Raw genomic sequence first — 22,732 nt, 5'->3', positions numbered from 1 at the left:
CCGGGGCTGCGGAGAGTCGCAGCGATGTGGCAGATTGCCGGAGTGCTGAGAGTTGCGGTGCTTCGCTGTAGCCAGATGATGTACGACCGCCTGTTCCGGGAACGCTCTTCGCCTGGCGCGGCGATGCGCTCGTTCGCGTACAGGATCGTTCCCTGGGAGTCGAATCGCTGGCACGTCGGCGTTTTCTTGGCCGAGAGCGGGAATGAGCTGACCGTGGTAGGCATCGGCTTGGTGCATCGGGGTCGTCAGACCGCGACCTACGAACGGAATGTCGATGTCGAGGACGTCACCGCGACCAGCGCACAGATCCACGTAGCCCGAATCAAAGACAGGCTCGGCGGGTTCGCCGATGCGGTCTCGCGAGACGGCCCGATCACGGAAGCCCGGGGACGGCGGCTGCTTGACGCGCTTGTCGCTGAGTCACCGGACTTGGAGCCGGTCATCGCTCGGCTCGTACGTCGCATTTCTGACAGTGTCACCGCAGGCACGGCCGGGGAGCTGCAGGGTCTCCAGAAGGACGGCACCGGCGTATTGCTTATGGCGCGTGGTATGGACCGCAGCGAGTTGCGCCAGTACGTACCTCAGCCGGCCGGCAACCCGTTCATCGCAGGTGTCTCTGGTGCTTCGGTGATCGAACCAGGTCCCGATGAACTGGTGTTTCATGAAGCACCGCTTCATGAAGCGGTGCTTCCGGCGATCGAGACGTCGAGATATCAGAAGCTCCGAACTGATCCGGAGCCGGAACCGGAAGATCCTAGGGAAGAATCCCCGCTCCAGCTCGGAAAGGTCACCGAGGACCAGCTGATCAACCACGACGCTGACCGCGTGCCGTTTCAGGACTGGTTCGGGCTTCATGACCAGCGAGTTGGATGGCGCACTTTCACCGACGGCTTTAAGCGGATGGAGATCTTTAACGCCAACCGCACCGACGCCGAACACGAAATGGGCGTTGACCTCATCTATCACAACGTCGCCCACGACAGCTTTGTCATGATTCAATACAAGCGAATGCGGCCAGAGACCAACCTGGTGTACCGACCAGACCGCAACCTGTCCGGCGAGCTCAAGCGCATGGCGCAGGTCGATGAGGAATGCCGTGAGCACGACACTGATCCCAGCGACGACGTGCGGCTACTGCCCACGCCATGCATGGTTAAGCTTTGCGCGCCCCAAGCCGTGGTTCAAGACTCGATCGAACTGATCACTGGCATGTACCTCGGCCGGGAGCACTTCGAGACACTGCTATCCTCACCACTTTGCCAGGGGCCGCGCGGCGGAGTGGGCATGACCTTCGGAAACGTGCCCCGCTACCTGAACAACACCACGTTCGCCGAACTTCTCGGCGCTGGCTGGATCGGCAGTCGGGGGCGGGGCAGCGACTTCGTCGGGCGACAGATTGCCGCGAGTCTCGAAGCCGGACGCGCGGTGGTTGCGGGAATCGACCGCACACCACGAATAGCCAGGAGCCGTCGACCTCGACCCCCAAAACCGTAGTCAGCCGCGTACGCTGTCGCCGCCGAATGAGACACCTCCGTGGATGTCGCGGGCTTGCACTACTGGTCCCCTGACGTCGCCCGAGATGGAGTTTGCTACGCCGTCTTGGCCGGCTGCGACGGCTGCATTGGTCCGCTCCCATCGGGCTTGGAACTCTGCGCCGAACGCAGGGTCACGTCGTGCCTCGCGGTCCAGTAATACCGCCAGGGGATGAGCGGCGTCCTGTGATGGCTGGTGGAGCAGGACCTCGATGGCCTCGCGCGCCTCGGGCTCGCGTCGAAATCGGTCTCGCAGGAAATGAACCAGCGCAGACACCGCCTGCCTGCCGCCTTGGGCGAGCTCGGTGGTCGTCCAGGCGACGAGTGTTGTCGCTGCGGTAACCATGAGTGGGTCCACCGTCAGTCCTCCAAGCATCCGGCTCCAGCCGGCACGAAAACCAACCAGAGATGGCAAGACCATCCAGTTCTTTCGATGCTACTGCCGGGCCGCCAAGGCGCCGCTAAAGGTCGCAAAGCGGAGCGAGTTCTTGTCCGGATTCCACCCGATGCGTCGAGGCCTGCCCCCAGCCAGCCGCTACGGCCGCACTCGGCCGACCTTCAGACGGAGGTCGTGAACGGCGATACGCGTGAACACACCAAGATCGACTAGACGATACTGACTTGTTTTGCCGCTACGCTACGCACTACGGTCCTCACCGATGGCACTTGCTGGCCATCTGATTTGAAGGAGGTCGCAGTGAAGTTGACCAAGCTCTACAAGGACGTCGTGTCGGGGGGCAACGGCTGTCCAACGGTCTACCTCGCCGACAGTGGAGAGCTGGTCGTCCAGGGGCATCTGGTCGATGGTGACACCTTCGGCGAGTTGGAGAACGTGCTTCCTGGGGAGGGCGCGGTTCGGATCTCTGCCGAGGTGGTGCTCGGGGCGATCGAGCGCTACCGCGAGTCCGGGCAACGGTGATCGAGGTTGACCCGATCGTTCACGTCGCTGGATGACGCCGAGTTCAACCAGCTGTTCCGCGACTTCCGGTACACGGCCTACCGGTTGGAGACGCTTCAGCGGTATGACGTGTTGTACGAGCAAGACGAGTTCTCCCGCTTCCTGGCAGGCGAGTCTCGTGGGGAGTTTCCTGGGATCGCGGCCTGGTGTGACACCGTGCGGGCAGCGGTGTCGGCTGGTAAACGCATGCACCGGGTCCACGTCGTCGCCGAACCGCTGTCGGACTACGTCCGGTTCGAATGCGGCTGGGCCTACGAGCACACGGTCGAGGCGGGTGAGGACGTTCGCCTCATCGTGGTCTCCGGTGATGATTGGCCGGCTATGTTGCCGCACTACGACTACTGGCTGTTCGACTCCTCGCAGCTCGTGGCGATGTACTACGACGAGGAGGGACGCTTCGTCTCCGGCGAGTTGATCAGTGAGCCGGAAAAGATCGTGCAGGCCAATCTCTGGCGTGACGCCGCAGTCTCGGCGTCGACCCCCTACCGGACTTACGCAGCCCAGCTCCAACTCAGCTCTCCATAGATCCGCCGCTCGTCGGGGAGGAGGCAGCGTGCCCACCGCGCACAACGAGTCGTCCGGCGATGCCGAAGCTGTCGTTCAAGCCGGAACGGTGCACGGTGGCATCAACCTGTTCGGGCGCGCGGCACCGCCTTCCCCTCCGCCTCGCCAACTGCCCCTCGACGCGACCCGCTTCGTCAACCGTGAGCAGACCCTCACCCGACTGGACGCGGCGCTGCCCGCCGACGATGCCACGACGGCTGCGGGCGGCCCGCCAACGGCCGTCGCAGCCATCGCGGGTGCTCCCGGCGTGGGCAAGACAGCGTTGGCCGTGCACTGGGCCCACCGGGTTCGGCGGTGGTTCGCCGACGGCGATCTCTACGTCGACATGCGCGGCTACGGGCCGGGACCGGCCTTGGACGTCGGACAGGCACTGGACACTTTCCTACGCGCCCTGCACGTGCCGGCCGAGCAGATTCCGACCGACACCGAGGGACGCGCCGCCCTCTACCGGTCCGTCCTGACCGGCAAGCGTGTCCTGGTTGTGGTGGACAATGTGTCCACGGTCAGCCAGGTCCGGCCGCTGCTGCCCGCCACGCCGACGTGCATGGCGATTATCACTAGCCGCAGCCGGCTCTCCGGCCTCGTCGCGCGGGAAGGAGCGTCACGCATGACCCTGGACGTACTGTCCCCCGACGAAGCGATCACGCTGCTGCGCGGCAGCATCGGCGGCGACCGCGTCAACGCCGAACCCCAGGCCGCCGCCGACCTCGCCCGCCGCTGCGCCTACCTCCCGCTCGCCCTGCGGATAATCGGGGAACGCATCGCCAACACCCCCTACGCCACCCTCGCCGACTTCGTGGCCGACCTCGCCCTCGTCGACCATCAGCTTGACGCCCTCACCGTCGATGAGGACGAGCTTTCCGACGTCCGAGCAGTGTTCTCCTGGTCCTACCAGGCGCTACCCGGAGGCACGGCGCGGTTCTTCCGCCACCTCGGGCTGCACGCCGGCTCCGACATCTCCGTCGCCGCAGCGGCAGCCATCGCCGGCGTGAGCCTCCCCCGCGCCCGCAACCTCCTCGACCAGCTCACCGCGGCGCACCTGGTGCAGAACCCCGCCCGCGACCGCTATCTGCTCCACGACCTCCTGCGCGCCTACGCCCTCGAACGCGCACAAGCCGAAGAGACACCCGAACAACAACACCAATCACGACGCCGCGTCTCCACCTGGTACCTGTGGATGGCAGAGGAAGGCCGCAAGATCATTTTGCCCTACTCCCACGCCATCGCCCTTCCCCCAGCCGGACCCGACGTACCACTCACCCCACCTAGCACTGTGGCCGAGGCAATGGCATGGTTCGAGCGGGAACGGCTCAATCTCCTCGACACCATTCGGCTAGCAGACGAGTTGGGCGATTACGACATCGCATGGCAACTACCCGTCGTCAGCGACGGCTTCTTCGAACTCAAGTCGTACTGGGCCGACTGGCGCGACATCCACCTCACCGGCCTACGCGCCGCACGGACCGCCGCATCACGCCTCGGCGAAGCCGCCAACCTCCGCTGCCTCGGCGACGCCTACTGGCGAACGGGACAACGCGAAACCGCCCTCGACTACTACCGCCAAGGAGTCAGCGCCAGCCGCGACGTCAACGACCACTGGGTTGAAGGATTCAGCCTCCGAGGCCAGGGCCTCATCCACGAGGAACTCGGACAAATAGAAAAAGCCCTCAACCTGTACGGCCAGGCCCGGGAGGTCTTCCGTCACCACGGCATCACCCGAGGCGAAGGCATGTCCCTGCTCAGCCTAGGCAACTGCCACCGCGCCCGCGGACAACTCGACACTGCCATCGCCCACTACCAGCAAGCAGTCGCCATCCTCGACGGCATCAACGACCAATGGAGCGTCGCCTGGGCCTCCTACCCCCTCGGCCTGGCCTACCAACAGGCCGACCAACACGACGAGGCCCTCAAACAGCACCAGCTGGCCCTAAAACTCTTCCGCAGATTCGACGACCGACGCTCCGAAGGACTGACCCTCGCTGCTCTCGGCGACACCTACCACGCCACCGGCCAACACGACGACGCTCAGCGAAGCTGGCAGCAAGCGCTTCAGATCCTCGATCCACTCGGAGATCCCCATGCAGGCGCCGTCCGCAGCCTCATCGCACAAGCCGAAAGGGCCAAGTAGACGTCCGCTGACCAGGGTCGCGGACAGGTAGAAACGCTGCGCGGCGTGCGTGAAGGACGGGCGCCTGCGCGTCTACGGCCGCGATGATCATGTCGTCGGCCAACTGCGAGTGGATAGCGAAGGCGACATCGTTGGGGACGCCGGCCTGCTAACACCGGGTGCGGTCGTTGGTCCAGAATTTCGGCAGGTAGACCCGACGGTCGATCAACGCGGCGCCCATGCCCCCGGTACGCCAACTCGACCCACATGGCGGAAGCCCTCCACAACCACTCGCGGAGTTGATCAGCCCACGCGCGCTCACTCCCACCCCACCCTGACCGGTCAGCTTCAACCCGTCACCACGAGCCCGATCGGCCAGCATCGCGATCAACTGCTCATCCGTGACCGCACCTACCGGCCCGTTGGCCGACTGTTCCACGGTGGTCTCGGTCGTCATCTGGCGTCTCTCCCTTGATCAGTCGATCAGCCGTTATTTGTCCCCCCGGATTCGGGTACCGATCGGCCCGTGCTGGCACCGATGACGCCCCGTGCGGCACGGTCACGGTCGCGTGGACGCCTGTCAGCGTGTTAGTGCGCTGTCGGGCCTACCTGTACACAGAGGTCCCTCTTGATACGGTGAGCCCCACCAAGCGATTGTCCGCTGACAATACACAGCCGGGATCGCAGGCTAATTAAGACAGCCATGTACGACAGCACGCGTCAGAGAATTTAGATAAAGAGGACTGTAGCGAATCGATGGCACATGTAGGAGGAATCTGAATGCGTTCGTTGGATCTTGCGTCGTTGCTTGCCGTCGGGTCGGCTGGCGGGCCGAGTTGTCTCACGTCGACCACGGCGCTGGAGCCGGCGGGTGGTCGGCACACGTCGGTGGCGCCGGCCAAGTTCGCCGCGCGGGGCAAGAGGGGCGGCGTGTACGCGTACGAGCAGCGTTACCTCGGTGACGAGAGTCGGTACGCGGTGGTGATCGACTCGAAGCAGTCTCAGCTCAACCGGGCTGAGGTGGCGTTGGCTCAGGCCGTTGAGGACCGGCATCCTCTGCTGTCGCGGGTGCCGCATGTGCGGGTCAGTTACGAGCGGGACGGGGCGGTCGAGCACTATTTCGATCTCACGCTGCCGCACCGGGTGTTCGACGGGCACATCCGGGCCGGCGCGATCGACGGGCAGCCGACCACGCAGACGGAGGCGTACCGGGCGGTCCGGGACGCGACCCCCGCCAACGCTCGGGCCCTGCTGGAGACGAGTCCGGTGACGCTGGTTTTCGGTGGCTGGGATTCGAGCCGGCGCAGCCGTCAGGGGCGGTGGCGCAGCGCGCTGGTCGGGGAGATTGTGGGCTTCGTCGCGGCGGTCCGCGACCAGGCCGGTGCGCTGGCGGAGCCCACGCCGGCCCTGCGGGGCGGCGCACGGGTCGATCCGGTCGGTATGCAGATCAACCTCAACAAGAAGGCGATGACCGAGACGGCCACCCGGCAACAGGCGGAGCTGAGCCCGGCGACCTACGGCGACATCGTCAAGGCCGCCAACGGGATCAAGCCCGGCGATGCGAAGTCGGCGTCCGCGCTCGGCCTGGGCGGTATCCCGCCGACGCTCGACCAGTTGGCCGGTGTCGCCTGTGACACCATCATCCGTACCCATGTGCTGTCCTTCGCCACGCTGCGCCAGATGCGGTTCGGGGCTGGTGTCGAGGGGGATGCCGCGTGTCGGGCGCTGTTGGCCGCGTTGGCGCTCAACGCGCTGGCCCGCTCCGACGCCGAGCTGTATCTGCGGGCGAACTGCGACCTGGTCGAGGCGGAGATGCCGAAGGTCCGGCTTGATCAGCGGGGCGGCGCGTTTCTGGACGTCGAGCCGCTCAGCATCGACGCTGCTGACCTGCTGCTGAGCGAGGCGCTCGCGCACGCCGAGAAGGCCGCCGACGTCAAGTGGTCGGGCCTGGCGATGCGGGTCACCGGCAACCCGGACATCGTCTCCGGTGTGGCCGAGACGGACGACAACTCGTGAGCTTCGCGATCGTCGCCGAACCTCTCCTCGGCGTCTACAAGGGGCAGGTGGGCAGCGGTCAGCTCGACCCACTGCCGTCGCCGGCCCGGCTGCACGCCGCGCTGGTCTGTGCGGCGGCGCAGGGTGTGCGGGCGGTCGCCGACGGGGACGGGCTGCGGCCGTGCGACGCCGATCGTGACGCGTTGCGCTGGCTGGAGGCGCACCCGCCGGACGGCATCGCCGTACCGGAGACGCTGCCCAACGGCGGCGCCGCGACGGCTTACCGGAAGGAAGGGCTGGTGGTCAAGGAGGGCCGTAGCCCTTTGTCGGAGAAGTTGGTCGGTAAGCCGGCGGTGACCGGTGTCGCGGTGGCCGGGCGGTTCGCGTGGACGTGGGAGCAGGATCCGCCCGAGCCGGTGGCCGCCGCGCTGGGGGCGCTCTGCCCTGAGGTGCCGTACCTGGGGACCAGCGAGTCGCCGGTGCGGCTCGCGGGGGCCGCCGCCGACCCGACCCACCGTCTTGACCGGGACGCCGACCTGTTCACCGGGGAGGGCCTGGACCTCACGGTGGCCACCTCCGGTCGGGTGGACGCGCTGGAGGCGGCGCACTGCGAGACGTCGGTCGCGCCGTTGTTGCGGGCCGACGCACATCGGTCGAGTGAGAAGACCACCGCGCCGCCGGTGGTGACGGCAGGTCTGGAACTCGGCCGGTACGCCCGGCCGGAACCACCACCACCGCCGCCGACGCCGTGGACGTCGGTGCTGCTGTTCCAGGTCGACCGGCCGATCCCGCCGCAGCTGCGGGTGCAGTACGCGGTCGGCGTGCATCGCGCGCTCGTCAAGCTGGTCGGCTACGGCGCACCCGCGGTCCTGACCGGCGACTACGAGAAGGGTGTGCCTCGGCCCAGCAACCGCTGTGCGATCCAGTTCCTCGGCCCCGACGCGCCACACGTCGGCGGTACCGCGCTGGCGTTGCTGCTGCCCCGGGAGGCCAGCGACATCGACCTCACCCTGATTCGGATGGCGGTGCAGCGGCTGCGGCACGTCAAGGTCGCGGCTGGTCCGTTCGGAGTCAAGCCGCCGGTGGAAGTCCCGGCCGATTCGTTCTGGCCGGAGCCGGCCGCCGGCACCGAGCGGTGGTGGCAGACCGAGCCGGTCGCCGTGCCCGACAGCCGGCCGCCGCGCGGCGGCCGCTGGTCCCTCGCCGACGCCGCCGCGCTGTCGGTCGCGCTCGTTTGGCGGCACGAATTCTCCGCGCCAGGTCGGGGCGACGCACGCTACCGCGCGCTGGCAGCGGCCGCCGCCGGGCGCGGGGTCCGGGTCGAGTCGGCGGTACGGCTGATGGACGGGGACGTCGGCCGCTACGTGCACAAGGTGAACCGGAACACGGTGATCCAGCCGTACCGGGCGGTGCTGAGCCTCGGTAGCTTGGCCAGCCCTCGGACGATCGCCGCCATCGGGCAGAGCCGGCACCTAGGCGGCGGCCTGCTCGTGCCGAGAGACCTGCCGTCCGACATGGTGCGGAGGTGGGCCCGGTGAGCGTCGACCGCGCTGACTTCGGCGCCTTCTTCGCTTCAGCCCGTGGTGGACACCGGCCGTTCCAATGGCAGGAGCGGTTGCTCGACCACATTCTGCGTACCGGCCGGTGGCCGGACCAGCTCGTCGCCCCAACCGGGGCGGGCAAGACCAGCGTCGTCGACGTACACGTGTTCGCGGTGGCGCTGATGGCCTCCGGCCACCCGGTCCGGGTGCCGCGCCGGCTGGCCCTCGTGGTGGACCGCCGGGCCCTCGTCGACGACCAGCACGAGCACGCGACATCGATCGCGAAGAAGCTAGCGGAAGCCCGGGGCGGCAGGACCGTCCTCGCCCGGACGGCCGACGCGCTGGACTCGCTGCGCGCCGGGCGCAGGGAACCGGGTGCCCGTCCGCTGTCGACCGCGCTGCTGCGGGGCGGTGCGCCGCCGTCCCGGCACTGGTTGGACGACCCGCTCGGCTGCGCCGTGCTCTGCGCCACGCCCGACATGTGGGGCTCGCGGCTGCTGCTGTCCGGCTACGGGTCGCGGGCGCAGGCATGGCCCCGTGAGGCCGGTCTGCTCGCATACGACACGGTCGCTGTCGTTGACGAGGCGCACCTGTCCCAGCAACTGGTGACCACGGCCCGCCGGGTCAGCGAGCTGGCCACGGTGGCCGAGGAGCCGCTCGGTGTGCCGGTCCTCCAGGTCGTCGAGACCACCGCCACGCCCCGCGCCGACGCCGGAGTGGCGGTCGGCGTCGAACCCGGCGACCTGGACGTGGACGAGGCGCTGCGGCAGCGGCTGACCGCACCGAAGCCCGTAACCCTGCTGCCCCTCGCGTCCTGGCCGATCCCGCACAGCGGCCCGGCGCGGAAGGCGGGCGTCATGGCGTTGGCGGACGAGGCGGTGCGGCTCCGCGAGGCGTATGGCCCGACGGTCGGCTGCTTCGTCAACACTGTCCCGGTCGCCGCCGCCGTCGCCGAGGAACTGCGGGCGCGGGGTATGAAGACGGAGCTGGTCTGCGGCCGGCTGCGGCCCCACGACGTGTCCCGTTTACGGCCGCCGATGTCGACGCTGCTCAGCATCACCGGCGACCGCGAGGTCGATGTCCTGGTGAGCACGCAGAGCCTGGAGGTCGGGGTGGACCTCGACCTGGCCGCCGCGGTGACGGAGCTGGCGCCCGGCGGGGCCATCGCCCAGCGGGCCGGCCGGGTCAACCGGCTCGGGTCGCGCACGACCGAGGTCACCGTGGTGGTGCCGGCGACGGACCTGCCCGCCGGGGCCCAGTCCGGGCCGTACCAGTGCGACGATCTGGCGGCGGCCCTCACCTGGCTGAAGCGGCAGTCCACCGATCCGGCCGGTTTGGCTCCGTGGGCACTGCGTGAGCCCCGGCCGCCGGCGCCCACGCTAAGGCGGGACCTACTCCAACGACTGGAACTGGCCCAGGCGTGGCACCTCGCCCGCACCAGCGACGACCTCGCCGCCGACCAGGACGACCTCGACCTCTGGCTCTCCGACAACCTCGACGCGCCCGACCACGAGATCGGCCTCGTCGTCCGGCGCGCGCTGCCGGCAGACGAAAACGACGCTGTCCGGTTGATCGAGAAGCTTCCGCCCCGGCAGCACGAGGTGTTTCCGGTCTCGATTCGGCAAGCGGCGAAGATCCTGGAGCGCCTGAAGCCGGGTTCGGTACTGGTCCGCCCCGGCGACGACGCGCCGCGCCCACTGATCGACGACGACCGGCTTCGGCCCGGCGACCAAATCGTCATCGACGACGCCACCGAGCTGTTCACCGCCGAAGTCGTCGACCCAGACGGCAACGACCGGGTCGACGATGTGCTCGACGCACCCGGTGAACCAGGGCCGGGAGAGGTCGTGCTCCGCATCGAGCGGGACACCGCCGCGCACCGCCGACTCCTCGACGCCGTCGCCGCCGCCTCCGAACAGGCTGAACCTGACCCGGTGGAAGTCGCCCGGCTGCTCCGCGTGCATCGCGAGGAGCTGGCGCCGCGCCCGATGGTGGTCGCGGCGGCCGGCCTACTCGACCGGCCAGCCGACGAGCCAGCCGAGGCCGAGGTGACCCTGGACTGGCACGATTCGCACGACGATCAGCCGGAACTCGTCCGGCTGATCGTCGTCGACCTTCGCACGGCGACCACCGACGCGGAGTTGCGGCAGACGTGGACCCCGCGCCGCAAGCCCGTCGCGCTCCGCCGGCACGCAGAAGCCGTAGCGGAACGAACCGAGATCGTCGCCACCCGTCTCGGCCTCGACACCGCGCTAGTGGAGGCGCTGCGCCTCGCCGGCCTGCACCACGACGACGGGAAGGCAGACGACCGGTTCCAACGTTCGCTGCGCGCCGGCCCAGCCCCCGAGGAGCCGCTGGCCAAGAGCGGAGTACGGGACCCTCAGACGATCAAACGGCTCCGCGCGGCCACGGGCCTGCCGACCGGCTGGCGACACGAGCAGCTCTCGGTGGCATACGCCTGGCCCACACTGGCCATGCTCGGAGACCAGCGCCGGGAACTGGCGGCCCGGCTAATAGGCACCAGCCACGGGCACGGCCGCCACGGCTTCCCACACACCGGCCAGCAACTGGTGGACAACGCCGACGAGACCATCGCCACGCTGTACGACGAGGGCCGGTGGGACGAGCTGATCGAACGTACACACATCCGTTGGGGGGTGTGGGGCTGCGCCTACCTGGAGGCGCTGCTCCGCGCGGCCGACGGCCAGGTCTCCGCGGAGGGATCATGACCGACTTCGTACTCACGACCGCCGAGCCGAAAACGATGCTGTCACACCTGGCGTTGTACGGCCTCGCCGCGATCGTCGAGGACGGCGGGCTGGAAGACGTCCGGCTGTCGTGGACCTCGGGCATGTCATCCCGACCGGTACTCAGCGCGCCGCAAGCCGATCCGGAAACGATCGGCGAGATCGTCCGCCGGCATGCGGCCCAGCACGACACCCCGCAAAGCTGGCCGAGCCGGCGGATCAGCGCAGGCGAGCAGCGAGCGCTGATGAGCCCCCGCATCAGCGTCATCTCCAGCAGCGACGGCTGGCACTCGCTCCAGAAACGGCGACACGACGTACTCGACCAACTCATGGATGCCCGGGCACTGCTCGACCTCCGACTGGTCGCCACGCTCGGAGAACCTAGCTACTGGCGTAAGAACCCGCAGGGCCAGCGGCTACAGGACGACGGCGCCAGCCGACTGGAGATGCAGCCCCGCAACCAGGGGTCCGAGTTCGTCGGCAACCGAATCCGGCCACTCGCCGCAGCGGTCGCCGCCAGGACCGCCGCCGCAGTCAGCGACGGACTGCTCGGGCACACCGTCCACGACGAAATCGGCAAAGACCGACCAGACAGCCGTACGCCGACCGGGTTCGCCGCACCGGGCCCGACCGACAACGCGCTGGCCTGGTGCGCGCTCTGGGGCATCTCGCAGTTCCCCATCGCGCAACGCAGCACAGGATTCGCCACGACGAGCGGCCACATCGGCCGGGGCACCGCCGGCTATTTCTACGTACCTGTATGGAACGGCCGCTGGGTAACCGCCCGTACTCGCACAATCCTCGCGAGCGGACAGCTATCCCAGTACGCCGCGACCGGATTGTCCCCGAGCGACCTCGGGCGCACGTCCGACGACGCAGCGTCCCGCGGCGAGGTAGCCCGTGAATGGCTGGCGCACCGGGGCGTCACCGCGGTCGTCCGCTTCCCGGTACACCGGTTCGGCAGCGCCAGCGCACCCGAACGCCGCGCCATGCTCGGAGAATTACTCAAGACCGGTCGCCGCTGATGCCCGAGCTGATCCCCATCAGCCTGGTGGCGCACCAGGCGTTCTGCCCACGCCGGGCCTGGCTCGAAGCCATGGGGGAAAAGACCGACACCCACCAGGTGGAGATCGGCAGGCAAGCTCACACGCCAGCCGACGACCCGACCGGGTCACGCGCTCGCCGCTACCGGGCAGTCGACGTGATCAGCCACGACCTCGGCGTGACCGGACGCTGCGACACCGTCGAACTCGACGAGAACGCCGCGATGACGATCGTGGAACACAAGGCCACCCCGGTCCGTCGCCGCCCCGAGGTCACCGAACCGATGCGGATCCAGGTCGCCCTCCTGGCCGGAGCCCTGGCCGACATGGGCTACCCGGTTTCCGGGCAGGTGATCTACTTCACCAACCACCACACCCGGGTAGACGTACCCCTCACCCCAGCGGACAGGGCACTCGCACGGGACATGGTGGCGGACACCGCCCGTACCCTCGCCGCCGAGCAGGCGCCGCCGCCACTCGAAGACGACCGGCGCTGCTCCCGCTGCTCACACATCTCCGTCTGCCTCCCGGACGAACGTCCCCTCACACTGGTGACCCGCCGGATCGTCGTGGCCGATCCGGACACGCAGGTCCTGCACCTGACCACACCAGGCTCGCGGGCGTACATCACACGGGGCCGGATCGAGGTCAGCAAGAGCGGCGAGAAACTCGGCACATTCCCCATCGAACGCGTGCAGGGCGTGGTGGTGCACGGCAACGTCGACCTCTCCAGCGGCCTCATCCGCGAGCTGTTGTGGCGCAGCCTGTCCGTAGTCTGGTGCACCAGCTCGGGGCGAGTCACCGGATGGGCCAGGGCAGCCCAAGGGCCCAACGGCGGTCCGCGACTGCTCCAGCACGTCGCATCCCAGCACGGGCGCATCGACCTGGCCCGACAGTTCGTGGCGACGAAGATCGCCAACCAGGCAACACTGCTGCGCCGACACGGCGATGCCCAAACAGCCGTGACACGGCTACGGGAGCTACAGCGGGAAGCCCTCGACTCGCCGTCCTTGACCAGCCTCTTCGGCATCGAAGGCGATGCCGCAGCACGCTACTTCGCGCACTTCCTCACCATGCTCCGGCCAAAAGTCGTGGCAACCGAAGGGCTGACCTTCTCGACGCGGACCCGACGCCCCGCCCGCGACCCGATCAACGCCGCGTTGAACTTCTGCTACGGTCTGCTGACCGCTGACGTCCTGCGGGCCGTCGTCGCCTGCGGACTCGACCCACACGCCGGATTCCTACACAGCAGCGGACGCAACAAGCCAGCACTGGCACTCGACCTGGTCGAGGAGTTCCGGGCCCCAATAGCCGACTCAGTCGTCCTGAACGCATTCAACAACGGCGAGATCCACACGCGGGACTTCTCGACCGCACTCGGAACGACCCGAATCGGCGAACGCGGCCGCAAGGCCCTCATCACCGGCTACGAACGCCGCGTCACCGGCACCTTTCGGCACCCGATCTTCGGATACGACGTGACCTGGCGACGGGCAATGGAGATCCAAGCACGCCTCGTCCTGGGAGTGATCGACGGAACGCAGCCCCGATACCAAGGCATCAAAACCCGATGAACCTTGACGACGTGCGACGCTACCTCATCGCGTACGACATATCCGACGACATCCGCCGAACGAAGGTCACCAAGAAACTCGAATCATACGGCGACCGCATACAGCACAGCGTGTTCATCGTGGACACCCGGCCAGCCAAGTTCCTACGGCTCCGCACCCAACTCACCGAAATGATCGACGAGGAAAGAGACTCCGTCATCTTCTGCAACCTGGGTACCCTTCGCGAGAACAACCGTCGATCGCTCGACGTGATCGGCTGCAGCCGCACCATCACCAACCACGGACCAGCGATCCTCTGAACCACCGGCGAAGCCTGCGTCGTCTCGCCGCCAAGCGCGGACCCGTCGCCAGGGTGTCAGCCCAGCTCACATGCCGGGTAGGTCTGCGGGTACGCGGCCTTGAGCGCTACTCCGCCTCGCAGGAAGCGCACCCTTCGCAGCAGACCGGTTCAGGTGCAGGTCAGAGCGGCTATAATTCTGACCCAGCCGCAGCTCCCAACGGAGCTGCCCTTCATTGAGGCAGGTCGTCATCACCGATCGCATCCAGGAACGCGCCGGCGCCGCAGCTCCCAACGGAGCTGCCCTTCATTGAGGCGGTGTTCACGTCGGGGTACCTCCCGGCCAGACCCCGGCCGCAGCTCCCAACGGAGCTGCCCTTCATTGAAGCTCGTCGATGAGTCGCACGAACACGGCTAGGTCTTTGCGCCGCAGCTCCCAGCAGAGCTGCCCTTCATTGAGGCTCGAGCACCCATCGCGCGGCGACGGATCGTGCGGCAGCGGCCGCAGCTCCCAACGGAGCTGCCCTTCATTGAGGCACCCACGAGCACCAGGCGTCCGCGCATGACGTGCTGCTGGCCGCAGCTCCCAGCGGAGCTGCCCTTCATTGAGACGCCGGATGCGCACACGACGCCCACCAGGGACGTGGGCGCGGTCGTAGCTCCCAGCGGAGCTGCCCTTCATTGAGGCTTCAAACGTCCACACCTTGCTCTTGGTGCCATACGAGTGTGTTCCCTTCTACGGCCCGCCCCTGCGTCCGCGCTGCTGGTGATACGAGGGCTAGCGAATCCGGCCATGATCAGGGGATCATCCACAAGCATCGGAGATATCCGACAGCGCAGGACCGGCGCTGGCGAGCGGTCGGGCCTGCGGCGAACCTGAACAGGTCGACGAGGTCACCGCTCGGCTGCTGGCCACGGCCACGCGCAGGTGGAGCAGCCTTGGCCGCAGGCCACCGACAAGCTGGTCCCCGCAGCGATACGCCAGTTGCGGGGACCAGCCCGTGCAAGGATAAGCCCGGTCAGGCGCCGCACCGTCGACCTCGCGGGGTATTAGTGGTAGCGAGGGCATCCCGGTGTCACTTCAGTGACCGATCCCCCACCAGTCGTGCAAGGAGAAGCGTTGTTTCTCTTGGTGGAGGCGGATCACCTCGGCGGTGTAGGGCATGGTCGGGTCGGGTAGCTCGTCTGGTGGGAACCAGGCGAGCTGGGAGCATTTGTCGGGCTCGACGTTGCGGGGTTCGCTGATCCAGTCGGTGGCGAGGAAGCCGAACCCGATGCGGGAGTCGTGGTGTGGGGGGCGGTGGTGTGTGACTCCGATGAATGTGAGCTGGTCGTGGGTGACCGTTACTCCGGTTTCTTCATGAAGCTCTCGGATGGCGGCGGTGATTACGTCTTCGTCGGCGTCAACTTTGCCTCCGGGGACAGCCCAGGAGCCGGCGAGGTAGACGGAGCCGGCGCGTTTGGTGAGTAGGATCCGTCCGTCGGGTCGTTGAAGGAGTATGAGGACGTCGACGGGAAAGCGGTGGGGTTCGGTCATCTCTGCACTCCAGTCATGGTCGGGTCCGGTTGTTGGGACACCTGGTCAAGGCTTGTGCGAATTCGGGCGCCTGTCGCGGCCAGGTCCGCGACCTCTGGCGGTGTCAGGGCGGGGCCGGGGGTAGTGATCGTGGTGATCTGGTTGGCGGTGCGGAAGCCGAGCATCGCAACGGCGGTCGGGGCTGTTGTCAGTGCGAAGCGTATGGCTACGTTGGCCAGTGCGGCGGGTGTGTGACCGTAGCGGTCCCGGACCGGCTGTAGACCGTCCCAGATCAGACGTCGGCCCAGGGGGCTAAACCAGTTGTGCTGTCGGCGGTGGTCACCCGGGCCGAACAGCGATGCTGTCGCTGGGAGTCCGGGGTGGCGGATGAGAAGACCCTGTCCGAGGACCTGCTTGATGAGCAGGTCTATTCCGCGTTGTCGCGCCAGGTCGATCACGGTGGTCTCGTCAGTCCGGTAGGCAGGGCTGAGCAGGTTGTGACGGACAGCGATCAGATCTGGTTGGCAGCGGTCGAGCAGGTGCAGGAATCGTCGTGCCTGTTGTCCGCGGGGACTGCTCTCGTCCGCCCACTGCGTGGCGAATTCATGGGGAGCACGAATCGCGATGGCGCGGATCAGGCCCTCGCGTTTGAACTCGTGCATTTGTGCGATCGCCTCGGCGAGGTATTGGTCATTTGAGCCGAAGTCTGTGCTGTGGTAGGCGTAGATGTCGACGTAGTCGGTGCCTAGCCGGGTCAGTGACCGTCGTAGGTGCCTCTTCATCTGAAGCGCCTGGTAAGGGTGTCCACTGCGCCGGTCGTAGCCGGTCTTGGTGCTCACAATCACCTTGTCGCGGGGTACCTCGGCAAGCAAGTAGCCGAGACGTTCCTCGCCTCGGCCGTGGCCGTATACGTCGGCGGTATCGAACAGTCGCAGGCCCTTTTCCCAGGCGGCGCGTAGCGCGTCCAATGCCATGATGTCGTGGGTGGGTGCCCAGCCGACATCCGCGCCATCGTTGACGCAGGGACCGGCGAGGGGCCAGCAGCCGGCGGCCAGTGCCGGGGAGGTCCGGCCGAGCCGAGTGAGTTGTCGCGGCGGCAGCTCGGGCGCGGTCACGTGCCGCATGGGTCTGCCGTGTTGATCAGCGCCCAGCCGGTCGGGGTGGTCCAGTGAGTGTGGGCAGTGGTGAGGATGTCCGCTCGGTCGGCGGGAAGCACGGCGAGGACCGTGGCGATGGTCGGTGCCATGGCCGCCTGTACCTCGCCAAGCCCTCGGTTCAGCAGGTCAATCAACGCGGGGTTGAGAGCTTCCGGGGCGGGGGTGTGGAGTGGGTGCCGGTCGATGAGGTCGAGCATACGGCCGAGCAGTGTCGCTGCGGCGTTCTTGAGGACCACCCGCGCGGCGCGGACCTGGCGTCGCGCCTGGCCGTCGAGGACTTTCTCCAGGCTTTTGAGGGTGTAGTCGAACGCGAAGTTCCGGTCGATCCATAGCTGCGCGTGGTGCGAGGCGCTGCCGATGCGCCAGTCGGCGTAGTCGGCGTCAACGCGGCCCATCGACGGGCGGACCGTGCGTGTCAGGCCAGCCTGTTCAGCGCGACGGGTATACGCAGCTCCGATCAGGCACTCCATGGACACGAGCATGTAGGAGATGCCGGTGTGCAGCGGCCGACCGGTGGTATGCGCGGCGACGAACGTCTCATCGCGGACCCCATCCACGATGGTCTCGACCGGAAGGTGGGGCAGCGGCCGTAGGAGGAGGTCGGTGCGGGCCTGGAACGCGTGGCTCTCGGCCAGTTCGTCGCGGGTCATGAGCGGGTCGAAGGTGATATAGGTGAACCGGGTTGGTACCCCCAGTGCGGTCAGGGTCCGGATAGCCAGAGCGTTCTGCTCGGCTGTGGTCTCCTTGTTGAATCGCTCAAGGATCGACGTGACCCCGGACTCGACCCCGAACAGCATGCGACGTAGTCCCCGCTGCAGCAGTCCGTGCCACATGTGGGCGCGGTCGAGGTGCCACTGTCGGTCGCGGTGCGGGTCCACTACCTGGTCAACCCGGCATGACGACTCCCAGCGAAAGCCCGCCGAATGAACAGTGTCGGCGACGGCCAGGGCCCGGGGCGCGGCATCCGGGTCGCCGCCGATGAACTCTTCGTCTACCAGGTACAGCGTGCGCGAGGTTTCGGGATGGCGGTCAAACACCTTCGACATCGCTGCCAGGACCGCCGGCATTCCGTCGGCGCGTGCCCCGGACCACGTGCCCTTATGTCCGCGTGGGCAGAACGAGCAGTAGTTGGTGCATCCTCGCGACGTTTCCAGTTGCGCGACGCCGCGGTGGGTGAAGGTGGCATCGAGCAGGTCCAGCTCCGGCAAGTTGTCTGTCTGTGCGCGGTTGGCGATCGTCCGGGTCCGGCGGTACCGGCCCACCTGCAGTAGGCCCTTCTGTGCACGGCTGTTGCCGGAGTAGCCGATGCCTCGAATGTCGGGCAGTGAGAGGTCGCCGTGCCAGTAGCTGATCGCGTCCTGGATCGTCGGCTCGCCGGCCCCACGGGCTATGAGTAGCTGCGGGTATCGGTCCAGCAGTAGGCGCTCGTTGCGCGCGGTGAGGCTGCCGCCGGCAAGCACCAGCGGGGCTACGGCCATGCCGTACACCTGATCCAGCAGCCGGAGCATCAGGTCGTGCTGTCCAAACGTCGCGGACACTCCGAGGATGTCGGGGGGATTCTCCTCAAGAGCGGCGATGAGGTCGTCGAGGGTGACCCCCAACTGCATATCCAACAGGTCCACCTGGCCGGTCAGGGTGCTTCGCGCTGCTCGTGCAAGATCAGAAATCGCCAACGGAAACCGCGGCAATGGAAAAATCTCCGGCCGGTACAGAGCTGTCAGCAGGACACGCGGGCGGAGTAGGCGCTGCATTCCCTGTTCATCGATAGCCGCTGGCGACAGCCACGAGTTCGGTGTTTCTAGCATGAGGTGATCCGCTGTCCAACCGGGCCAACGCCGAGTGGCGTGCGCCTCGCCAGACAGGTCCACGGCCATCCATCGCTCCCCGTGCCCGTGTTCGATGAGCAGCAGCCGGCGCTCGATTGTGCCGGTGACTACAACTCGCCCCGGCAGTAGGTCCTCCAGCGCTCGGCGTAGCACGTGTGGTTGTTCCAGCGGCAGTCGTCGTAGTTCGTTCGAGGAAACAGCTCTATCTGTGCAGCGTTCGACGGTATCCATAAGGCGGTCACGCGGAGTTACATCCTGAGCGTTGAGAGTTTGATTAGACATCTCCGGAGCGTCCTTCTCAGTCGATTGATTGGTTCAGCCGTGGCAAGTCAGGACACCTCAGTGGCCTCCTTGGTGATCGCGTTAGCCTGCGATGGAACGCCACATTGACCTCGTATCAGTGGAGTTTGCTCGCGGCCTCGGCGGCGAATCTCCGACCCTGCTGGCAAATAGCCTGGGCGAACCTGGCTCCAGCATCATCGATCTTTTCGGGTGTGCCTGCTAATGGGAGTTAGGCGGTGCAGGACCACGGTTTGGCCGAGGCACTCGCCGGCCAGGGTGCAGCCCGGGGCGCCCGGTAAGTGCCGCCGTCCGTCGCGGATCGAGCGGCCCCACCCATGGCCAGACATCGTCGGCCGAGTCCCGTCGTGCCGGATGAACAGTTGTCGCCGCCGCAACGCATCACCGGACGCGTCAAGCTCGTAGCCCCTCCACCCACACCCACCCGGGATAGGTAGGCCGATCAAGAACTCGAATCACCCGAACCACAACGGGGCGAACGAACTGCGGGGAACAAGTTCGGTCCAGGCGAACGGACTTCCCGGCCCGCAACCCACAGCCCCGGGCGACCTGGCCCATCACCGCAACGCCCCGATCACAACCCCAACAACAACGATCATCAGAACGAGCGCCGCGACCAGCTTCTGCCTGGTTGTCGGCGGACCGGGCTCCCTCGGCACCACTGGAACCCCCTCGCCATCCGGCAGCGGAGGCGATCCGTGTGGATCACGGTTGCCATGTAGCGGGCGCCTGCTGCCGGCGACCATCACAGCCTCCTCAGCCCGTCCAGCACGGACTGAAGAACGTCCAAGCCAGGATGGGAGGTGTAGTACACGCGTGCCCGGCCCACAGCACGACCAGTCGAAAGCAAGCGCTCAGAATCCAGCTCTGACGCGGTAATCCGAGTGCTGGCTGAATTGGACGACGTGGCCAGGAAAGTTCCGCTACCTCGCTGGGGCAGGCAGTCTTTGTGTTCATTCGTGACTGTCGGCATGGCGAGCCTCCCGGGTAACTAGGTGTTGATGGACCGTAGTGAGCGAAGGTGTCAATGCGCGCCGCTTATCCTTGTTGTAGCAGTGGCGGGTTACCAAATATGTCCTTGTCTCAACCGGTCTGGACGACGTGCGCGGCTTGGGCGACCACGTGGTGTTGCTCATGCGCTAAACCCGTTCGCCGCCCACCGAAGTAGTACTAAGTGCTCGTCGGTAGAGACTGCTGCCTCGAGTAGATAGGTCGTCGGACCGAGCTGGGAGTCGGCTGAAGCTGTTAGCCCTTACCGCATGCCTAACAGCATGTGGTCAGCGCGCGTCGCATTTCGACTGCATGCCACTAGCTGTGGAGGAGTTTCGGTCGCGTATCTGTCGCGTCTATGTGTCGCATGACATTGGGACGCGGCCAGCGGCAGCCAATCCACGATCCCGGCGCTACGATGTGGACGCCGGGCGTAGCCAACCGGACAGGGATGGGTGACGTGGCCAAGGCATCGACTCTGCTAAAGGCGCTGCTTCGCGAGCGTCACTGGCAGAAGTACTCGACGTTCTGTAAGGAGTGGGATCGGGTTGCCGAGCGGGTTGACCCTGATCTGGTGGGTGGCTACCCAAGCCGGTCCCAACTTGCCCGGTGGCTAGCATGCGACCTGAAGGGTCTGCCGCACCCGGATTCGTGTCGCATCCTTGAAGGTCTTTTCCCAGGGCTGACCACCACGCAACTGTTTACCGTTGGCGCGGACGCGCCGGCCACGCTCGCGCACCCTGCGGGGGCGCTGCCGATCGCTGAGATCGCGCTGGGCCTGTCGACAACCTCCGGCCGCGGCGACGTACCGTCGGAGGAGGTACACGTCGACAAGGCGTGCCTGTCCGGGGACGGCGCGCTAAGCGAGGAGATTGCGATGTCTGCCGAAGAGTCCGCACGCTTCGTGCGGCGAGCGCGAGGAGCTGTAGACCAAGACGTCCTTGACCAGCTCGGCGCTGACGTCAGCCAGATGGCGCATGAATACCTGATGCGCCCACCGTTTGCGATGTTTCGGCCCTTGTCCCGACTGCGAGCAGAGGTCTTCGAGTTGCTCGATGACCGTCAGCGCCCGGCCGTGTTGCCCAGCCTGTACCAGGTCGCCGGCCAGCTCTGTGCGCTTCTGGCCCACACCTGCGCGGACCTTGGCCAAGCGTATGCCGCCGACACCCATACGCGTACGGCCTGGCTCTGTGCAGATCTCGCGGAGGACGACGCCCTGCGTGTCTACGTTCGCTGGGTGCAATCAAACGTCGCCTACTGGAACGGCGACTACGGCAGAGCCGCCGAGTTGGCCCACAGCGGCCAGCGGTATGCCACCGCCGGCACGAGTCTGCTAAGGCTCGCGAGTCAGGAAGCGCGGGCGTACGCGGCAGCCGCCGATCACCGGGAGGCCGATCGTGCCCTGGCGACGGCCCAGGCAGCTCGGTCACATATAGGTCCAGATCGGGACGGGCCAGGAGGGGTGTTTCACTTCAATCTCGGCAAGGCCGCATACTACGCAAGTGAGGTCAGGTTAGCCCTCGGTGGCAAGCCAAACTTCGAGCGAGCGGCGTCCGAGGCTACACATGCCCTCGAGTTGTTCGCGGCGCAGCCGGACCTCGAGCAATGCCCCGAGTTCTTCGCTGCGGCACAGGTTGACCTGGTGGCCGCGCACCTCGCGTTGAACGACCTCGACGGCGCTGAAGAGCATCTGCAACCAATATTCTCCTTGCCGACGGAGAGCCGGACGCTGCCGGTGATTAAGCGCATGAAGGCGACAGACCGAACGCTGACCAGTCAGACCTTCGCCAAGTCGGCGCTCGCTGCCGAACTACGGGAACGCGTTCATCTCTTTTGCGCGTACACCGCTTCACGTGAATTGCCCGCTTCGCCGGACTGACATCAATCCCTCACCTTGGAGGCATGACAGCGTGGCCGTTCAAGTAGCCGTTTGTGGACCCCGATACTGCACAGACGACGATGTTGAGAACGCTCGGCGCGTCGGCGAACTCTTGGCGGACCGGGGAGCAACGATCATCTGCGGCGGAGGCGTAGGCGTCATGGCAGCCTGTGCAGCCGGTGCACGCACCAAGAACGGCGTTGTCATCGGCATCCGCCCCAACGACAGCAAGGACGGCGCCTGTCCAGACCTGTCTGCCACGATCGTCACGAACATGGGTGAAGCCCGCAACGCCATCATCGTGTGGAGCGCTGACGCCGTTATCAGTGTTGGTGGTTCCTGGGGCACCCTCAGCGAGGTCGCTCTCGCCATGCGCCGGGGCGACGTGCCGGTCGTGGCACTCGGCGGATGGCGGGTGGTAAAGGCCGACGGTGAACTCGTACCCGGCCTCCGGTATGTAGACACGGCAGAGGATGCCGTCGCGGAGGCCCTCCACGCTGCATGTTCTACATGAGATAGCCGGGTGCAGCGTGCAGCGCATCACGGAGCCAATATCGCGGCAAGCCAACCAGCGAGAAGCGCAGGTCCCATCGGTAATGCAGTCCGACTCCGGGAACGCGCCCGCGCCAAGAAGCCCAGGACGCCTTGAACAGTGAGTCCGACGATAAGGCCGTGGGCCGCGGCGTACCAGCTTAGCCACGCGAGGCTCGCCGCGATCACCCCTAC

General features: G+C 66.8%; 17 protein-coding genes and 1 CRISPR repeat array. Of the genes, 12 read left to right on the top strand and 5 right to left on the bottom strand.

The genetic code is table 11. The features are described 5' to 3' along the window. Window positions 1-24: 24 nt before the first annotated feature. The 4 genes from SALPAC4_RS0119615 (at window position 25) to SALPAC4_RS0119600 (ending at window position 5,182) form a co-directional block, all read left to right on the top strand. Entirely contained in the window at window positions 25-1,494 is a 1,470-nt protein-coding gene (locus SALPAC4_RS0119615; protein ID WP_223874796.1) for a hypothetical protein, read from the top strand. Between the two features lie 735 nt (window positions 1,495-2,229). Further along, entirely contained in the window at window positions 2,230-2,451 is a 222-nt protein-coding gene (locus SALPAC4_RS0119610) for a hypothetical protein (RefSeq protein ID WP_018788547.1), read from the top strand. Between the two features lie 6 nt (window positions 2,452-2,457). After that, window positions 2,458-3,015, top strand: a complete 558-nt coding sequence (locus tag SALPAC4_RS0119605; protein ID WP_019871772.1) for a DUF6879 family protein — start codon at window positions 2,458-2,460, stop codon at window positions 3,013-3,015. Between the two features lie 28 nt (window positions 3,016-3,043). Beyond that, window positions 3,044-5,182 carry an ATP-binding protein gene (locus SALPAC4_RS0119600; RefSeq protein ID WP_018826008.1) on the top strand — a complete coding sequence of 713 codons (2,139 nt, stop codon included), beginning with the start codon at window positions 3,044-3,046 and terminating at the stop codon, window positions 5,180-5,182. A 148-nt stretch (window positions 5,183-5,330) separates the two neighbouring features. Here the strand turns inward: SALPAC4_RS0119600 and SALPAC4_RS0119595 are convergent, their stop codons facing one another. After that, window positions 5,331-5,618 (bottom strand): hypothetical protein, encoded by a 288-nt coding sequence (locus tag SALPAC4_RS0119595; RefSeq protein ID WP_019871771.1) that lies wholly within the window; start codon window positions 5,616-5,618, stop codon window positions 5,331-5,333. A 323-nt stretch (window positions 5,619-5,941) separates the two neighbouring features. Between SALPAC4_RS0119595 and cas7g the strand changes: the two genes are divergently transcribed. The 6 genes from cas7g to cas2 are packed head-to-tail and all read left to right on the top strand — an operon-like array spanning window position 5,942 to window position 14,360. Continuing rightward, on the top strand, window positions 5,942-7,177 hold the full coding sequence (cas7g, locus tag SALPAC4_RS0119590; protein ID WP_019871770.1) for a type I-G CRISPR-associated RAMP protein Csb1/Cas7g: 1,236 nt from the start codon (window positions 5,942-5,944) through the stop codon (window positions 7,175-7,177). Beyond that, on the top strand, window positions 7,174-8,694 hold the full coding sequence (gene csb2 / locus SALPAC4_RS0119585; protein ID WP_020113540.1) for a type I-G CRISPR-associated protein Csb2: 1,521 nt from the start codon (window positions 7,174-7,176) through the stop codon (window positions 8,692-8,694). Before cas7g ends, csb2 begins: the two co-directional genes overlap by 4 nt. Beyond that, on the top strand, window positions 8,682-11,426 hold the full coding sequence (gene cas3g, locus SALPAC4_RS0119580) for a type I-G CRISPR-associated helicase/endonuclease Cas3g (RefSeq protein ID WP_019871768.1): 2,745 nt from the start codon (window positions 8,682-8,684) through the stop codon (window positions 11,424-11,426). The genes csb2 and cas3g overlap by 13 nt, the downstream gene beginning before the upstream one ends. Continuing rightward, window positions 11,423-12,469 (top strand): hypothetical protein, encoded by a 1,047-nt coding sequence (locus SALPAC4_RS0119575; RefSeq protein WP_019871767.1) that lies wholly within the window; start codon window positions 11,423-11,425, stop codon window positions 12,467-12,469. Before cas3g ends, SALPAC4_RS0119575 begins: the two co-directional genes overlap by 4 nt. Beyond that, window positions 12,469-14,061, top strand: coding sequence for a CRISPR-associated endonuclease Cas1 (gene cas1, locus SALPAC4_RS0119570; protein ID WP_019871766.1), 1,593 nt, complete (start codon window positions 12,469-12,471; stop codon window positions 14,059-14,061). The genes SALPAC4_RS0119575 and cas1 overlap by 1 nt, the downstream gene beginning before the upstream one ends. Next, window positions 14,058-14,360 carry a CRISPR-associated endonuclease Cas2 gene (cas2, locus tag SALPAC4_RS0119565; protein WP_019871765.1) on the top strand — a complete coding sequence of 101 codons (303 nt, stop codon included), beginning with the start codon at window positions 14,058-14,060 and terminating at the stop codon, window positions 14,358-14,360. The genes cas1 and cas2 overlap by 4 nt, the downstream gene beginning before the upstream one ends. Window positions 14,361-14,545: 185 nt before the next feature. Beyond that, window positions 14,546-15,023: a CRISPR direct-repeat array (repeat unit 33 nt; unit sequence GCCGCAGCTCCCAACGGAGCTGCCCTTCATTGA). A gap of 396 nt (window positions 15,024-15,419) precedes the next feature. On the opposite strand, the gene SALPAC4_RS0119560 is transcribed toward cas2, so the two are convergent. From SALPAC4_RS0119560 to SALPAC4_RS28630, 4 genes are all read right to left on the bottom strand, one after another. After that, complete coding sequence (locus SALPAC4_RS0119560) at window positions 15,420-15,875, bottom strand: NUDIX domain-containing protein (protein ID WP_018727853.1); 456 nt, start codon at window positions 15,873-15,875, stop codon at window positions 15,420-15,422. Then, entirely contained in the window at window positions 15,872-16,978 is a 1,107-nt protein-coding gene (locus SALPAC4_RS0119555) for an aldo/keto reductase (protein ID WP_019871764.1), read from the bottom strand. The genes SALPAC4_RS0119560 and SALPAC4_RS0119555 overlap by 4 nt, the downstream gene beginning before the upstream one ends. Next, complete coding sequence (locus SALPAC4_RS0119550; protein ID WP_027644888.1) at window positions 16,966-18,762, bottom strand: B12-binding domain-containing radical SAM protein; 1,797 nt, start codon at window positions 18,760-18,762, stop codon at window positions 16,966-16,968. Before SALPAC4_RS0119550 ends, SALPAC4_RS0119555 begins: the two co-directional genes overlap by 13 nt. A 932-nt stretch (window positions 18,763-19,694) precedes the next feature. Continuing rightward, window positions 19,695-19,883, bottom strand: a complete 189-nt coding sequence (locus SALPAC4_RS28630; protein ID WP_027644887.1) for a hypothetical protein — start codon at window positions 19,881-19,883, stop codon at window positions 19,695-19,697. A gap of 695 nt (window positions 19,884-20,578) precedes the next feature. Here SALPAC4_RS28630 and SALPAC4_RS0119540 point away from each other — a divergent pair. Both SALPAC4_RS0119540 and SALPAC4_RS0119535 read left to right on the top strand, forming a co-directional pair. Then, window positions 20,579-22,006, top strand: coding sequence for a hypothetical protein (locus SALPAC4_RS0119540; protein ID WP_019871761.1), 1,428 nt, complete (start codon window positions 20,579-20,581; stop codon window positions 22,004-22,006). After that, on the top strand, window positions 21,981-22,520 hold the full coding sequence (locus tag SALPAC4_RS0119535) for an SLOG cluster 4 domain-containing protein (RefSeq protein ID WP_317888998.1): 540 nt from the start codon (window positions 21,981-21,983) through the stop codon (window positions 22,518-22,520). The genes SALPAC4_RS0119540 and SALPAC4_RS0119535 overlap by 26 nt, the downstream gene beginning before the upstream one ends. The last annotated feature ends 212 nt before the right edge of the window (window positions 22,521-22,732 follow it).

This window comes from Salinispora oceanensis (genome assembly GCF_000383575.1).
GTDB lineage: Bacteria > Actinomycetota > Actinomycetes > Mycobacteriales > Micromonosporaceae > Micromonospora > Micromonospora oceanensis.
Note: the sequence above shows the minus strand (reverse complement) of the source record. Positions and strands in the feature narration are given on the sequence as shown.